The sequence below is a fragment of the Desulfoluna sp. HI9BLuna genome, assembly GCF_056829775.1.
The window spans coordinates 1,607,392-1,623,822 of sequence record NZ_CP186555.1 but is presented as its reverse complement, the minus strand read 5'-3'; the positions used below and the strand labels follow the sequence as shown (position 1 = coordinate 1,623,822).

General features: G+C 54.2%; 8 protein-coding genes. 4 read left to right on the top strand and 4 right to left on the bottom strand.

Features of this window, described 5'->3' with window-relative positions:
• Positions 1-68: 68 nt before the first annotated feature.
• Together ACOYW0_RS06365 and ACOYW0_RS06360 are read left to right on the top strand one after the other, a co-directional pair.
• Complete coding sequence (locus ACOYW0_RS06365; protein WP_482417712.1) at positions 69-2,810, top strand: exo-rhamnogalacturonan lyase family protein; 2,742 nt, start codon at positions 69-71, stop codon at positions 2,808-2,810.
• Positions 2,811-2,980: 170 nt separating this feature from the next.
• Positions 2,981-5,842, top strand: a complete 2,862-nt coding sequence (locus tag ACOYW0_RS06360; RefSeq protein ID WP_482417711.1) for an exo-rhamnogalacturonan lyase family protein — start codon at positions 2,981-2,983, stop codon at positions 5,840-5,842.
• Positions 5,843-5,895: 53 nt separating this feature from the next.
• Here ACOYW0_RS06360 and ACOYW0_RS06355 read toward each other — a convergent pair whose 3' ends face one another.
• Positions 5,896-6,609: a CPBP family glutamic-type intramembrane protease gene (locus tag ACOYW0_RS06355; RefSeq protein WP_482417710.1), complete on the bottom strand. Its 714-nt coding sequence runs from the start codon at positions 6,607-6,609 to the stop codon at positions 5,896-5,898.
• A 244-nt stretch (positions 6,610-6,853) separates the two neighbouring features.
• Positions 6,854-7,573, bottom strand: coding sequence for a PEP-CTERM sorting domain-containing protein (locus ACOYW0_RS06350; protein ID WP_482417709.1), 720 nt, complete (start codon positions 7,571-7,573; stop codon positions 6,854-6,856).
• Between the two features lie 710 nt (positions 7,574-8,283).
• Between ACOYW0_RS06350 and ACOYW0_RS06345 the strand changes: the two genes are divergently transcribed.
• Positions 8,284-10,563, top strand: a complete 2,280-nt coding sequence (locus ACOYW0_RS06345) for a tetratricopeptide repeat protein (protein ID WP_482417708.1) — start codon at positions 8,284-8,286, stop codon at positions 10,561-10,563.
• Positions 10,564-10,830: 267 nt separating this feature from the next.
• On the top strand, positions 10,831-11,871 hold the full coding sequence (locus ACOYW0_RS06340; RefSeq protein ID WP_482417707.1) for a hypothetical protein: 1,041 nt from the start codon (positions 10,831-10,833) through the stop codon (positions 11,869-11,871).
• 323 nt (positions 11,872-12,194) lie between these two features.
• Here ACOYW0_RS06340 and ACOYW0_RS06335 read toward each other — a convergent pair whose 3' ends face one another.
• Positions 12,195-14,588 (bottom strand): PKD domain-containing protein, encoded by a 2,394-nt coding sequence (locus ACOYW0_RS06335; protein ID WP_482417706.1) that lies wholly within the window; start codon positions 14,586-14,588, stop codon positions 12,195-12,197.
• Between the two features lie 151 nt (positions 14,589-14,739).
• Entirely contained in the window at positions 14,740-15,516 is a 777-nt protein-coding gene (locus ACOYW0_RS06330) for a hypothetical protein (protein WP_482417705.1), read from the bottom strand.
• Between the last annotated feature and the right edge of the window lie 915 nt (positions 15,517-16,431).

Genomic DNA, 16,431 nt, shown 5'->3' with positions numbered 1-16,431 from the left:
CCCTTAAGGGGTATGGTTTGTTAAAAACGCCGATTCCCGTAATGGTCCATGAGTTGCTTCCGGAAGGTGTGACGGGACTTGACCGGGCAAACGACGTTGTCTCCTTTGGCATACCGGTCATGGATTCGGACGCGATCAAAGACATCGGGGCCCTTGGCCTTACCGGGGCCTCCCATTATCAGTTTCGTCCCCTGCACAGATACGGAAGCGGGAACATCCAGTGGGTGTTAGTTGATACCCTTGCCAGCGTATCGGGGGGAGAGATGACCCAGCTGCACCTCACAAGCGGGACGGGAAACAGCAAGGGGCCGAACCTGGCTCGGGATACAGGGGCAACGATCACGGTGGATACGGGAGCCGCCGTCTTTACGGTAAAAAAAGCCCATTTCAATGTCTTTGACTCGGTGCGAAACGGGGACTTTGATTATGTAAAGGGGACTGGGTCCATCACAGCCCGGAGCGGAACCAGGACCTATGCCTCCCATCGCGACCCCATGTCCACGGCCGTAATCGAAGAAAACGGTCCCGTGAAAGCCGTGGTAAGGTGCGATGGCCACCTGAAAGATGAAAGCGGCGACTGGCTGTTCGGGTATACGATGCGAATCTATTTTTATCGGGGGACCGCGCGTACACGCCTCGATATGATCCTCAAGAATGCCTCCTATGCATCGTACTCCATGAAAGTTTTTGAGTCGGTGCAGGTAGAGATTCCCACGACGCTCACCTCACCGGACTTTATTTTTTCAACAGGCGCCGATGAAGAGACGGGTGGTTCCGTAGACGGTTCCGCCACCTTGTATCAGGGGTTCAGTAATTACAAGTACGTTGAGTATATGGGCGGTGTGGATAAGCTCAAGGAGCGGCTGGTTCCTGATAACGGCTTGTCGGTCGTCAATGGGGCTCAGGTCATCAAGACCCTTGGTAATGAAGCGGACCATACCGAAGGTTGGGGAGCGGTATCCAAGGGCAACAGACGCATCAATTTCGGAATCCGCAACCTCTACGGGATGTGGCCTGCCGGGTTTACCCTATCTGCTGATGGGGCCCTTTCTCTCGATGTCTATAGCCCTTATAATTCAAAAAAAGATATTAAATTCGCCTTTTTTGCACACGACAAACGACAAATGGTTCTGGATTTTACCACTCCGGAAACCGCTCCAAGGCATTCGTTTTATTCTCTGCAATACCCCCTGTTCGGCAGAGCTGATTTTTCTCAATACGTGAGGACAAAAGCGATTTACGGTGAGGATCGCATGGCCACCGACAAGGAAGTCCGTGATTTTTTTGCCCTGGTCGGTCATGGGGACTACGAAATTTCAAATGTCGATACCCTTCGGCGTTATTACACCTGGGGGATGGGGGGCGGACCGAACCAGTATGACCACCAGCTCTGCAAGTACATCCACTATTTGAGGTCAGGGAAGGGGGGGGCGTTTCTGGCTGCCTTAAACGATGACCATCACAAAATGTTCGGCTCCACCCTCCACTCCGATGATTTTAATTTTTACATTGACGGCCCCACTTACTGGACCAACAACAACGCAACTTATCCTGAAAATCAGGGGAAAGAGGCCTTCAACTCCAAGTTCTTCGACGATGAGCACAGCCACGACATCTCTGTACCCATCGGGTATTTCCTGACGGGTGACGAATCCATGATGACGGCCTGGGCAGACCATGCCGAATACACAGCCTACAGGCAGGGCACCAGTATTCCAAACTGGAGCTATTATGAAGGGGTGTTTACGCGGCCCACGACCAGGGTTATGTGCCGTGCCCTCAGGCGGCTCGGTGCCTTGTCTCAATACCTGAAAGATCCGTCCTATTACAGGTCCAGGGCCAGGTTGATGGTCCGGCAGGTTCACAGGCTACGATCCAACAGGCAGGATGATATGAAAGATGGGTGGGATTTGGACAGGGGGTTTTTCTATCTGTCCAGGGATGGAAGTCGGCCAAAGCTTGAAAGATGGAACAAGCTGTTTATGACCAACGACATTTTCCCCAACAGCCTGTGGTGTTATCAGCCTGAGGCCTTTGATGACCCCTTGTACTACGAGGATTATGAAGATTATATGCTGGGCATGGCATGGCATTCCCTGGATGAGGTGTTGGACCTGGTCCATCAGCCGTATCTCTTTGCCCTTGATAAGGCAAATTTCTATGATGAAGAGATTACGGCCGAATACCCCCTTACCTTTCTGATGTCCCTGGGGTATGAAAAGACAGGGGATGAGACCTTTTTAAATGCGTATCAGCCCCATATCGGGCGTCTTATTACCTATCAGTCCAGGGAGAGGGGATACACCCCGTATATGTCCCGCTTTATCGATTTTTACTACCATCGTGACGTGGCGGTTGGCTATGTTGAACCTGCAGGAAACGGGTGCGTGGACATGGGTAATTCAAGATCGCCCCACATTACGCGACAGGGCTCCAGCTATACCTTGAACTGGACCACCCCAAAAGACGGTATCGCTTCGTATCAGGTGAAGTGCGCTCCGGTTCCCATGGTGGAACGTCTCCATTTTGATCAGATGACCAGAACGTTTGAGTATGATCCGGCAGAGTACGATAACTTTTGGGCCTCACTCAATGTGGCGGGGGAACCGTCGCCGTCGTCCAGGGCCGGGTCGTCCGAGGCCTTTACGGTGGATGTGGCGGAGGTCATGGCGCAATACAACCAGCGCTACGAACTGGCAGAAGGGGACGCGTGCTATCAATCCTATGATCCGGGCACGGATTACTACTTTGCCATCAAGTACGTGCTCAATCGGAATTACCTGCAGGAATTGCCGTGTCCGCTACCATAATCATGGTATGTGGTTGTAGATTAGGGCTTATTGGCTGGCTTCATACTTTTTGCTTCTCTGGCGTACTCAATTGAATAGGGGTGGCGAATGCGAAGTGGATTTTTAAACGTAAGGAATTATCCCTCAATGCTGTTAACCTGCATTGTGCAACATTAAGAACAGGGGGATGTATGTTTGCGAAGAATGGGTGTGTTGTTTTGCTTTTGGCTTTGTTGTGTAGCTCTTTTGAGTGCCTTGCAGGCATGCGCGAGCCCATTCCTGTTATGGTACATGAGTTGCTCCCTGAAGGTGTGACAGGTCTTGGCCGGGCAAATGAAGTCGTTTCCTTCGGCATACCATTGATGGACTCAGACGCAATCAGGGACATCGGGAGCCTCGGCCTTGCCGGAGCTTCTCATTACCAGTTTCGCCCCCTGCATCGATACGAAAACGGCAATATCCAATGGGTGTTAGTAGATACCCTTGCCAGCGTGTCGGGGGGGGGGATGATCCAGCTGCACCTCACAAACGGGACGGGCAACAGCAAGGGGCCGAACCTGGCTCGGGATACAGGGGCAACGATTACGGTGGATACAGGAGCCGCCGTCTTTACGGTAAAAAAAGCCCATTTCAATGTCTTTGACTCGGTGCGGATCGGGGACTTTGATTATGTAAAGGGGACTGGGGCCATCACAGCCCGGAGCGGAACCAGCACCTATGCCTCCCATCGCGATTCCATGTCCACGGCTGTAATAGAAGAGAACGGCCCCGTGAAAGCCGTTGTGAGGTGTGACGGTCATCTGAAAAATGAAAGCGGCGACTGGCTGTTTGGGTATACGATGCGGATCTTTTTTTTTAAGGGCACCGGCCGGACGCGACTTGACCTGATCCTTAAAAATGCCTCCTATGCATCGTACTCCATGAAAGTTATAGAGTCGGTTCAGGTAGAGATTCCAACGACTTTAGCCACTCCGGATTTTATCTTTTCTATGGGGCCCGGAGAAGAGGCACGCAGCACCGTAAAAGGCTCCGCCTACCTTTATCAGGGGTTCTGTGACTACAAGTATTTTACCTTTTTGGGGGGGATCGATACGCTTAAGGAACGCTTGGCTCCGGACAACGGATTGTCCGTTGTCAATGGTTCTCAACACATCAAGACCCTTGGCAATGATGAGGACCATACAGAGGGGTGGGGTGCGATGACCAAGGGGGAGAAGCGTGTGAATTTCGGTATTCGCAATCTCTATGGAATGTGGCCCGCCGGATTCACCCTCTCCGATGAAGGGTTGCTTTCTCTGGATATCTACAGTCCTTATAACTCAAAAAAAGATCTTAAATTTGCCTTTTTTGCCCACGATAAGCGACAAATGGTTTTGGATTTTACCACACCGGAAATATCACCAAAATATTCGTTTTATTCTCTTCAGTACCCTCTTTTTGGTAGGGCTCACTTTTCACAATACTTGAAGACAAAAGCCATCTACGGTGAGGATCGGATGGCTACCGATAAGGAAGTTCGTGATTTTTTCGCACTCGTTGGGCATGGAAACTACGAAATTTCAAATGTTGATACCTATCAGCGTTACTATTATTGGGGGAAGGGAAGCGGACCGAACCAGTACGACCTTCAGCTTTGCAAGTATATCCATTTTTTGAGGTCCGGGAAAAGCGGTGCTTTCCTGGCGGCCTTAAACGGCGATCACCACAAGATGTTTGGGTCCACGCCATTCTCCGATGATTTTAACTTTTATATTGACGGCGTAAAGTATTGGGTTAACAACAATCAAACCTATCCAGAAAATCAAGGGGCGGAGGCCTTTAATACCAAGTTTTTCGACGACGAGCACAGCCATGACATATCTGTGCCCATCGGTTATTTTTTGACTGGTGATGAATCCATGATGGAAGCATGGGAGGAATATGCTGAATATACCGCATACAGACAGGGTACCAGCATTCCAAACTGGAGTTATTACGAAGGGGTGTTTACAAGGCCCCTGACAAGGGTCATGTCCCGTGCCCTCAGGCGGCTCGGTGCCTTGTCTCAATATCTGGAAGATCCGTCCTATTACAGGTCAAGGGCCAGGCTGATGGTCAAGCAGATTCTCAGGCTTAGAGCCGATAGCCATGATGACACGAAAGATGGCTGGGATTTGGACAGAGGGTTTTTCTACCTGTCGAGGGATGCAAGCAGACCAAAGCTTGAAAGATGGAACAAGCTGTTTATGACCAACGACATTTTTCCATATAGCCTTTGGTTTTATCAGCCGGAAGTTTTTGATGATCCTTTGTACTACGAGGATTACGAGGATTTTATGCTGGGCATGGCATGGCATTCCCTTGATGAGGTGTTGGATCTTGTTTACCAATCATATCTTTTTGCACTTGATAAGACCAATTTTTATGACGAAGAGGTCACATCCGAATATCCGTTGGCGTTTTTGATGTCCCTGGGATATGAAAAAACAGGGGATGAGACATTTTTAACGGCGTATCAACCCCATATCGGGGATATGATGACCCATCAGTCCAGGGACAGAGGGTACACCCCGTATATGTCCCGCTTTATCGATTTTTACTACCATCGCGACGTGGCGGTTGGCTATGTTGAACCTGCAGGAAACGGGTGCGTGGACATGGGTAATTCAAACTCGTCCCACATTACGCGACAGGGCTCCAGCTATACCTTGAACTGGGTCACCCCAAAAGACGGTATCGCTTCGTATCAGGTGAAGTGCGCTCCGGTCCCCATGGTGGAACGTCTCCACTTTGATCAGATGACCAGAACGTTTGAGTATGATCCGGCAGAGTACGATAACTTCTGGGCCTCACTCAATGTGGCGGGGGAACCGTCGCCGTCGTCCAGGGCCGGGTCGTCCGAGACCTTTACGGTGGATGTGGCGGAGGTCATGGCGCACTACAACCAGCGCTACGAACTGGAAGAAGGGGACGCGTGTTATCAATCCTATGACCCAGACACGGATTACTATTTTGCCGTCAAGTACGCTCTCAAACCCCATTATGTGCAAACGCTGCCGTGCCCGGCCCCGTAGGAATTTGCCCAACGGCATCACCCGATGGGAGCTCAACGAGGCCGGGAATTTGGTCACCAGAGGGCCCAGTGGCCCCAATGGCGGACATACAGGGCCAGGGATACGTTGGTGACGGCGTGGGCTGATACCAAGGAGATCATGTCTTTTCTCCTGATCCACACAACAGACAGGAGAACCCCGTAGACCATGGCTGCCGACCACTCAAAGGGGCGGTGGCCCAGGGCAAAGAAAAGGGAAGACAAAAAAATCGCCGAAGGGCTCCAGTCACCTGGGGCAATCTCGGCCACGTTACAATCATCAAGGGCTTCACTCAAGGGCGAGTGAGAGCCCTTTTTTGTTGCCTTTTGCCACTGGAGAATCAGGCGAAAAAGGTAGCCGCGTACAAGGAACTCTTCAAAGACGGGAACCAGAAGGGTGGCGGCTGTAAGTCGGAGAAAAAAAGCCCGGGGCGTCCAGGGTGCATGGATATCCTGGGGGGCAAGGGGCAGGGTCAGTGCTACCCAGAGAGCGCATCCGACAAGCCCTGCCAGGCCTCCCCAGAGAATGGAGCCGCCGACGGATCTGGGCCCAGCTAAGGGGACATATCGTCTCCAGCATACCACCAGGGCCAGGGGGACGAGGAGCAGCCTCAAAGCGTAAATGATCTCCTGGGAATCCGTTGCAAGGGGGATAAGGACATACAGGGCATAGGGTGCAAGGTAGTATAGGAGAAGTGTTCGGTTACTTGTATAAGGGGTTCTGGTGCCGAGTGTTGTCTCTTTTTCCATGGTTTCCTCGTGTATTTCATCGCCAAGGGGTTCGATCAGGTGTGGGGGGGTGCACAAAAATAAAACATATCTCCAAGAATAATGCCTCCGGTGTCAAGGTGAGCCCTCTTGAGGGCTGAATGTTGTCGATAAATCAAGATGCGAATCAACCTACCATGGCTGTATGGCGAAGAACCAGAAAAGAGGAGAGGAGAATGGGGTTCCCATTCTCCTCCTTGTGTACTCTTAAGCCACTACAGATAGGCTATTTTTTTGTGTACTTGCGTCGTCCAAGCCCGGCAAGGCCAATGAGGCCCAGGCCGAGGAGGGCCAGGGAGGTAGGTTCGGGCACGGGATGGATGTCGATGGCCAAGATAGCCATATCGTCCCAGTCTCCGTCGGCACCTTCCCCGATCTGGTCGTCGAGGTAGATGCGGGCCATGTTGGGATCTTTGAACTCAATGGCGATGTGATCTACGCCTTTTTCACTGTCGGGGGAGTTGAGTTCCGACTTGGTGTAAAAATCGTAGTCCGCCACGGGGTTGGCGTCATCGGTATAAACGCTGAAATAGAACCCGAAGGTTTGATCGAACTTGACGGCACCGCCCGGCTCTCCGAGGGCATCAAAATCGTTTTCCGTGTTGATGTACCAGTCCATGCCCACTTTTTTGAAGAAGGCCTGGGCTTCGGATCCCACGGCGTCGGATTTGCTGAAGAGCTGGAATTTTTCCGTGATGGTCGGTGTGTCGGCTGAGATACTGTCCACGGCAAAGAGCCCGAAGTCGGCGTGGTAGCCTGAGTTCTTGACCGTCATGATAAAGGTGCTCTCACCGTCTTGGCCTGTGGTGTAATCGGTCAAGGACCAGTAAGGTGCGTCGGTCCAAGAGTAACCAGGCGTGTTTTCCATGGGGACGGCGTAAACGCTCCCGGCCACTAAAAACGTGGCCAGGAAGGTGTATACCCAGGTTTTGAGTTGGTTTTTCATGATGCATCTCCTTTTCTGTTGTCATGTGTTGACGGTAAGTCGTCCACTGTGCGTTGCGTTATCCAAATTCTAAGGCTCAGGGTCGTCCATCAGGTCATTCGGTAAGGGCGCAGGGCACTAGCGCCATCATTATCGAGGTGAACATGGCTGTCATAAAATTTGGATGAGCGTTGATCGTTCGCGAAATACGGCGATCTTTTCGCCGAATAGATAAGCACTATTGGTGCCAGTATGCTGCATGATCCTCGGAATTGTCTTCAACGGTCGGCAAAAACAGGTTTTTTTGACGGAAGTTGCATGAGTCATAAAGATGCCTTTTTTTGTCTTCTTGTGAAATGGGCCACATAGATTTCTGTGTAGTTATGTAATGGCTTTCATATTTTACTTTTTTAATAAAAAGATTGACACAAAGGGCACTGAGATCATATCAATTTGGTTTGATATTACTCGTCAAAACAGTGAACAACTACTGACATATTACGTGGTTCGGTATCTGTATGAGGCCGGAACTATGAGTAAATCTGAAGCCATAAAGTGAAGAGCCGATATGCGTGAGGGCAGGCGGCCTTCATTACCGGTGAGCTGTTTTTGCCGGCGATTTTTACCAAAGGAATTTCCAGCCAGCGGATAGAACCTCTGCCGAATGATTATCAACGACATAATCAACCGATGCTGATTAAGCATTTTTCATACTTACTTACGGGGGAAGAATGATGGTATTTAAGCGTGTTGTGATGATGTTGTGTGTGGTCGGCCTGTTCGCGACCGCCTGTGCCTCCGACAGCGAAAAGCGGGATGCGTATTATGAAAAGGGGCTTTCCTACGTTGAAGAAGGAAAAACGAAGGAGGCTCTTCTGGCCTTTAAGAACTGTGTCAAAATCGATCCTGGCTATTCCAAGGGATGGTACGAAATCGCGACCATCGCCATTGAGCAGGGGGACCCGAAAAGGGCGTTTCGGGCCTACCTGAAGGTGGTGGAGAAAGAGCCGGGTCACGCCGGTGCACATTTTAACCTGTCCAAGCTCTACCTGCTGGCACGAAAGACGGAGGAGGCTCGCAGGCATATTGACCGAGCCCTTGCCGCAGAACCGCAGCATATCGAGTACCTCATGGTTTCCGCCGCGATTTTTTCGGTGGATGGCCTCGTTGATGAGGCCTTGGAATTGTATGAGCAGGTCCTGACGCTGAACAAAAAGGATCCCCGCCCCCTTCTGGGCATGGCGCGTTTGAAGGCCGGGGCCGGGGATTTCTCCGCTGCTGAAGCATTCCTTCGGCAGGCCATGGCCACAGAGCCGGAGGCCATTCGCCCGCGTCTTGATCTGGTCAGCCTTCTGACACGCAGCGAGCAGTACGACAAGGCTGAAGTCGAGATGGAGGCCATTGTGTCTGATCACAGCGACGATCCAGAGCTGCTGATTGCCCTGGGTGATTTTTACGTGGCACGGGAAAAATATCCGGAAGCGGAGCTTGCCTACCGGGATGCCGTTGCCAGGGATCCCAAAGCCTTTCGACCGGTGATGAAACTGGCCAGGTACTATCAGGTGAGGGACGATGCGGAGAAAGCCGAGGCTATGTATCTCAAGGCCCTTGAACTCAAGCCCCAGGATGCCGGGGTCAAGGTGACGGTGGCCAGGTTTTACGCAAGTCGCGGGGACTTGGTTAAGGCAGGGGATATGGCTGCAAAGGTTCTGGAAGCCTCGCCGGGGTTTGTCCCCGCCTTGAGCCTGAAGGGGGAGCTTGCGTTACGCGGCAGGCGCTTTCAGGATGCCCTGGAGGCCTTTTCGGCTGTCATTAAAGAGGACGCGACCAACGCCGAGCCTTACTATCTGCGTGGGGTGGCCGGCATGGGGCTGGGAAAAGACGACCTGGCCAGAACAGATGTGCTCAAGGCCCTGGAGCTGAACCCGAACCACCTCAGGGCCCAGGTGGCTTTGGGCGAACTCTATTTTAAAGGGCGTGAGTTCAAGCTTGCAAAGGAGAGCCTGGAAAAGGCCCTTGCCAGGGCCCCGGGCCTGTTCAAGGCACATTTTCTCATGGGACAGGTCCTGGCCTCCATGGGCGAGCATGACAAGGCGCAGCAGGTGTACGCCCGTCTCAAGGAGGAGGCGCCGGACAATCCCGCATTGTTTTACCGCTCCGGGATGCTTTTCATGGCCCAGGGCGAGATGGATCGAGCCCTGGAGGATCTGGCAATGGCCCGTGCCGTGAATCCGGCCCTCATGGATGTGTTCGGATCCATGGTGCGCTGCATGATGGCCATGGACCAGGAGGCAGAGGCCCTTGCCCTGTGCCGCGAGCAATTGACGGTTGTGGAAGGGACCCCGGCTGCCACGGGCATGGTGCATTGCATGATGGGTGATATCTACGCCGAGAAAGGGGACCTGGCTGGGGCCGAGGAGGCCTACCTGGCCGCCGTCGGTGCCAGTTCAAAGATTATCCGCCCCTATTACGGGCTGGCAGCGGTCTACCACAGGCAGGGGGATACCACCAAGGTGATGGCGCAGCTCAAGGGGCTGAGCGATAAAAAGCCGAAGGATCCCATGCCCCATGTGCTCATGGGCATTGTCAGCGAGGGCGTAGGGGATGTGGAGACCGCCAAGGCGAGCTACCGTAAGGCTCTGTCCCTGCGCGATGATATTGTGGTGGCGACAAACAACCTGGCTTACATTCTTGCCGACGCCGGTGAAGAGATCGATGAGGCCCTGGAGCTTGCCAGGACAGCCAGGAGCAAAGCCACCGACGACCCCAGCGTCATGGATACCCTGGGGCTGGTCTACTACCGCAAGGGGCTTTACGACAGCGCGATTTCCGAGTTTAGGGACAGCCTTTCCAAATTACCTGAAAATGCCCTGGTGGCCTATCACCTCGGGCTGGCCCTTCATGCCAGCGGAAGAACAGAGAAGGCACGGGTCTCCCTTGAGCGGGCCCTGGCTCTTAACGCCGACTTCAAGGGGGCGGATAAGGCCCGGGAGATTTTGGCCATGGATTGATAATCCGTGTGGTCGAGTCGTGGTCCCCGCCTGTGGCGGGGACCATTTTTTTTAAAGGCCTGCTGGCCGAATCGTTTGTCGGTTTAGCGTGGACTCGTTAACTCTTCCCCGTGGCCTGACGTGGCCTGACGTGGCCTTGAGCTGAGTGAACCCATGAAATACCTTCCGTTTAAGCAAATTGTGTTTTCACTGATGTTGCCCGCCCTGATGTATGTGTGGTTTGTTCCCCTGTGTGAGAAAGGCGTTACAGCGTATCATCGGCCACGCATGACGGAGGTGCTCCTTCACAGCGACCGGTCGCTTCTGGAAGGGGAGGTTGGGGTCAAGGAGGTGGTTCGGGACAACCTCGGGCGGTATGTGGAGACGCATCTGTCCCTGGCGCTTTTTTCAAGCCGCACCATTACGGTGAGGACCGGCGGTGGTGAGCTGGTTTTTCCCGTGTCTGAGATTCAATCCTCACCCCTGGATGATCGGCAGGTTGTTGCCGCTGAGAACTACCGCCTTCTTGAAAGGGGATTGAAACTGGAGATAACCCTGTTTACAGGGCCGGATGCCCCGCTGTCTGTCATGGCCCTTGCGCTGTTTAGCATCCTGGCACTTTTGGCACTGTACCGGGTGTATCGCAAGCAGGTTCGTTACAGCTTCTTGGAGCGGATTGATCGGGAGCAGGCCATAGCCTCTTTGGAGGATGGGCAGAGGGCGGCCCAGGAGGAACTCGACACGTTGAGTGCTCGCCAGGAGTCTCTTCAGGGAGCCCTGGAGCAGGCGCGGACGGCTCTGGTGGAGTCTGCCGAGAGCCAGACGGGCATGGAGGAAGAGATAGAGGTTCTTGAATCCCTCATTGAGGAGAATGAGGCACAACTCATTGCACAAAAGGGTGAAATCGATCGGTTGACAAGACACATGGCCGAGCAAAAACAGCCCGTAAAAGAGAAAAAAAACGGAAAACGGGCCCACCGGGAGAAGGAGCGCATCGCAAGGCGCCTTTCAACGCTATATAAGCACCTTAGTGTTCATGATCGGGCGATTCAGGGGTTTCTGGCCCTGGATGAGTCCATGCGCCTGAAGTGTGAAGAGTTGATTCACCAGCTCAACGAAGACCCCGCCGGGGTGCCGGTGAAGCGCAAAGTCTTCGGAGGCAAAGGGCTGGATACCTTTCTGGAGGCGGAGTTTGCGTACAAAGGCAGGCTCTACTTCATGCGTCTTCCCGGGGGAAAGGCGGAGGTGGTGGCCATCGGGACCAAGAACACCCAGGCAACGGAGCTCGGCTACCTGCACCGCATCAGTTCCGGGATGAAATCGGCGTGAGGTGACTCGCACCAAGGTCATCAGGTTACCCAAAAAACAAAATAGCCGCCATTATCCAGCTTGCCTTCCATGGTTATAACGTGACCGGCAAAAGAGTGCCTCCGGCGGATCGTTTTTTGGAAAAAGCTACCGCCTTCGCCAGGGGCTACGACGCGACAAGCCGCAAAAAAAACAATGCAGATCATGTCGAAATGATTTCGGCGGCCCCTGGAAAGACTCACTTAAGACCTGTTTGTCAAACCCAACGCACATAATCGGGCAAAAGGTTCGCCCCCGGCAGTGCGCCGGAGGCATAAATGGAACCGCTGGTTATGGGGGGGGCTTTACTTGCAGCTTTTCACAAAGCATCCCCCTCCGGATGACCCGGCTGCTACAGGGTCATCATCGTCTTCTCCGGGCTCCTCGAAATCGGCGGTGTAGTTGCCCATGCCCACGGCGATGAGGGGTTCTCCTTCGGAGGCAAAGGCAGCAGGTCGGCTTTCGCCGTTGGCCTTGTTGTAGGGCTCGGAATCCATCTTTCCCCATTGAAGGAGCTCACCGTCTGCCCTTAGCGCCGGGAGCCGTCCCGCCGGAAGGGTGGCGTCACCTTCCACGGGCCCCAGGCCGACAATCAGTTCATGGGTGCCGTCATTGTTCATGTCCAGGCATGTGGGGCGGGTTTCACCCGTTATGGTGTTGTATCCTTCCCAGTCAACCTTCAGCCATTTGAGCTGGGTGAGGGTGTCGTCTTCCCATTGGACAACCGCCATGTTCCCATCGCCTCCTTTTCCGAGTCCGATAATGATTTCGTCTTTTTCGGTCTCACCTACCTCTTCTTCCTCTATCTCACCGCATGTGGGCCACGTCTCACCGTTTTGCGCGTTGTACTCCTCCCAGTCGATTTGGCCCCAGGTGATGGTGTCAAAGGGGGCTGTCAGATCGGCACTGCAGGGTCTGTCCAACACGGCATAGCGGCCGTTGGGCGAGACGGCGCCTTCCCCGTCCCCTCCCAGTCCCACGATGATCTCCATGCAGTTGTCGCCGTCCATGTCACCGCAGGCAGGGCGGGTTTCTCCCACGGCCAGGTTGTACTCCTCCCAGGGGAGTGTCGTTGTGGTTTCAAAGGTGACATGCTCCCCGTCAAAGGAGAAGATGGCGATACGCCCCCCTCCTCCTTTGCCAAGGCCCACCACGATCTCATCTCTGCCGTCGTTGTTGAGGTCGCCACAGGCGGGCCAGGTCTCCCCGTTGAAATCGTTGTACAGGGTGTATTCCCCTTCGGGGAGGCGTCCCCAGGCCAGGTGCTGGTACGTGGGGGAGACAACCTGGAAGAAGCCCCCGGGAATGGCTGCGTCGTCTTCCACAGGGCCCAGGCCGATGATGAGCTCGGTGTTGCCGTCTCCGTCCAGGTCTCCTGACGCCACGCGGGCTTCTTTGGTCGCCTTGCGATAATTCTCCCAACCCACGGTGAGCCACATCCGGTGCTCCATATCGCAATCAATGATCTCGACGGACGCATGTGCCGGTGTGGTCTGGGGCTCGATGGGGGTGAGGGTGTCCCGGACAGTGCAAGTGGCGACGCTGGTGTTTCCGTCTGTGTCCGAAACGGTCAGGGTAAAGGTCAGCTCGATATCCTGTGGCAGGGACCGGGGGGCGATAAAGTGTGCCATGACCTGATCCGGGGTGTCCAGGGTGACATCGGGGCCTCCGGTCTGGCTCCAGTGCCAGCTCGGGGGGCAGCCCTCGGGAAACCGGGAGGCACTTCCGTCCAGAGTGACCTCTTCCCCCTCACGGACAACCTGATCGCCCCCTGCGTCGGCATGCAGGGGTTTGGTGATGGTGATCACAACGGTATCGCTGTCTGCGAGGCCTTCCGTATCGGTGACCAGGACCTGGAAGACCAGCTGGACGCTGTCGTTTTCACCAAGGGCAGGGGCCGTAAAGGTGGGCTTGATGATTGACGTATCTGACAAGGTCACCGGTGGCCCTTGGAGCTGGGTCCACTGGTAAGAGGCAATACCGTCATCCGGGTCGCTGGAGGCCTGGGCCGTGAGGGTGACCGCTTGCTCTTCCAGGACAAACTGGTCGGGCCCTGCATGGGCGTTGGGGGGGCGGTTGTCCAGGGCAAACTGCACCTCGGCGATGGCTGAATCCGTGGCCCCGTCATCGTCCGTGACCGTCAGCTGGAATGTGAGGATGACGGGTGTTTCCGGTTTGTCCGGGTTTTCAGGGTCTTCCGGCTCTACCGGTTTTTCCGGCATGATAAAGGTTGCTGTCTTTGTATCTTCCCCTTGGAGGGTGACCCCCGGGTCTTCATAGCCGAATACCTGGCGCCAGTGCCAGGCGACGATGCTGCCGTCCGGATCGCTGGAACCTTCTCCGGACAGGGTGATGGTTTGTCCCTCTACGGCAATTTGGGGTGGACTTATGATGACATCCGGGACCGTGTTTATCGAGCCGAAGGTGGCGGAGATCTCCTGGGAGTAGGCGGCCGCTACGTTTCCTTCGTTGTAGGCCCTTACGGCAAAATAGTAGGTGGTTTCCTCTGCAAGGCCTTCCACTGTATGGCTCATGACAGGCGGGGAACCGGCTGGCTGGGTAATGATGGCGTGGCCGGAATATTCTTCTTCGGTGCTCGTGCGCCATGAGAGGCGATAGTGCCCGGCAGAATCGCATGGGGTCCAGTGGACGGTGACTTCCCCTGCAAGGGCTGCCCTTGGGGCGCAGAAAGTGAACATGCACCACAGCAAAAGGGCGCCGAAAGCACCCCATAGCCCGGAGTGAACCCGGAGCGGGTGGGGAGGGCAGGAGGGCGGCGATGCCGAAGCATGGTCCCGGGGATTTTTGGTTATAAACAAGGGGGGGGTGATGCGTGGGGGGCGGTGGGTGCTATCGGGTCGGTTCATCATGGTCTCGCATGTCGGGTCGGAGTGTTTTGGTTGGGGTGAGTTCATCGGGCATGGATCCCAGGACAGGGACGCCCAAGTGCTCGGCGATTTGTTTTTCTGATTTGTATGAGGGGTCCAGTGCTTCGATGGTTACCTGGATCAGGGTAAAAACAAGGAGGCCCCCGGCAAAGCAGATGAGGGCCGGAATGAGCCGTGAGGGCTCCCAGATACGTCGGATGGTTCGAGATGTGTAGGTCATCTCCGGGGCGCTTTCCATGGGGGAAGGCGCGGGAATGCCCAGGCGTTTATATCCTTCCTGGATACGCCGGAACAGGGTGTTTCCGTAGTAGGTCACCAGGCGTTCCCCGGTTTCACGGTTTTTTCCGATGTAGGTGACGGTGGCCTGGCCTTCTTTACTGAGGTCTATGGTCAGGTTATTCCTGGCTTCTGTGTAGAGTGCAGTCCGTTGGGCCTGGGTCACGATGGCCTTGTATCCCAGGGGGTAGTCGAGGATCAGGTGGGGGAAGAAGTTTCCTTTGATGAACCGGGCAGCCTGTTCGGGGGAGGCGGTGATCTCGGAAAGGGTCATGGCCTCCGTGGGGGATTCGGGGGCTGTGACCGGTGCATCGGCCGGAGATGGAAACGAAAGGGAGACGGCAAAGGTATGGGGCTTGTATGCCATGGCCACAAGGTAGAGGAGGGGTAGGGCAATGGCCAGGCTCAGGTACCTGCGGTTTCTATTGATTCGATACAACATCCGTTTGATGTAAAACAGCATGGTGTTCCTTTCTGTTGTGCATCGCGGTCTGGGCTACGCGTGATGATACATGGTGTGGCTTTAGCCCGGATGTTGCACGGGTCGAGTGCACTCATTTGCTGATGCTCTTGCTTGTTTTAAAATTCGGATAACGCAGAATGTGGATGCACTACACTCTCCCTAAAGATGAGAAAAGCGATCAGTGAACCGTGTGGTGTATTTTGTCTTTGTAACATTACTGAATGTAGTTGCCTTGTTAACCGTCATGGCTGGCTTATTATTTTTAATATGGTCGTTTGCTCATGAAATACCCGGGTTAACGTTGCCTGATAGTAAAAATACATGGATTGCGTATGCAGGTGAAGCCTGCAAAATCGACTCAAGGGGTCCGGGGGGATATGCTAGTTTGATATGCTTTTTTTGTTTTTGTTCGGACTCTTTTCCTATGGTGCGTTCAGACGACGCATGTCGCGTGTCTATATCGCTGAAACAGCAAAGGGAAACGCGATCACGTGCATGATGAATACACGGGATGGCGCGCGTGTTGTGCTGTCTGGATGTACTAGCGGAAGGATATGGGAATGTCCATACATTTTCAATGCTTTTTTGTGGCGGGTGAGTATTTTTTTGCTTTGGTGTCTCTTGCGGGTGGCGTGAGGAATCAACGGTTCTCGTGGCCGTGGCTGGGAAAGAAATAAAGGGCGGACGCGGCGACGCGTGATATTCCTTGCGATGCGGCGAATCGGTGGTGCTCAATCACACGTCGCTGTCGAGGAAAGGGGCCGGAAACCACTTTTGCCTTTTCGGCATTCTCGAACGGGGTTTTGCTTTTTAGGCGATGTGTGGCAGTTTCCTGAACGGTTTAATGTGGTCCCTTGCGCCACTTTTCTGTGGCGGTCCCCAATCATGGGCTGATATAGGAAGCGTATGAACCCA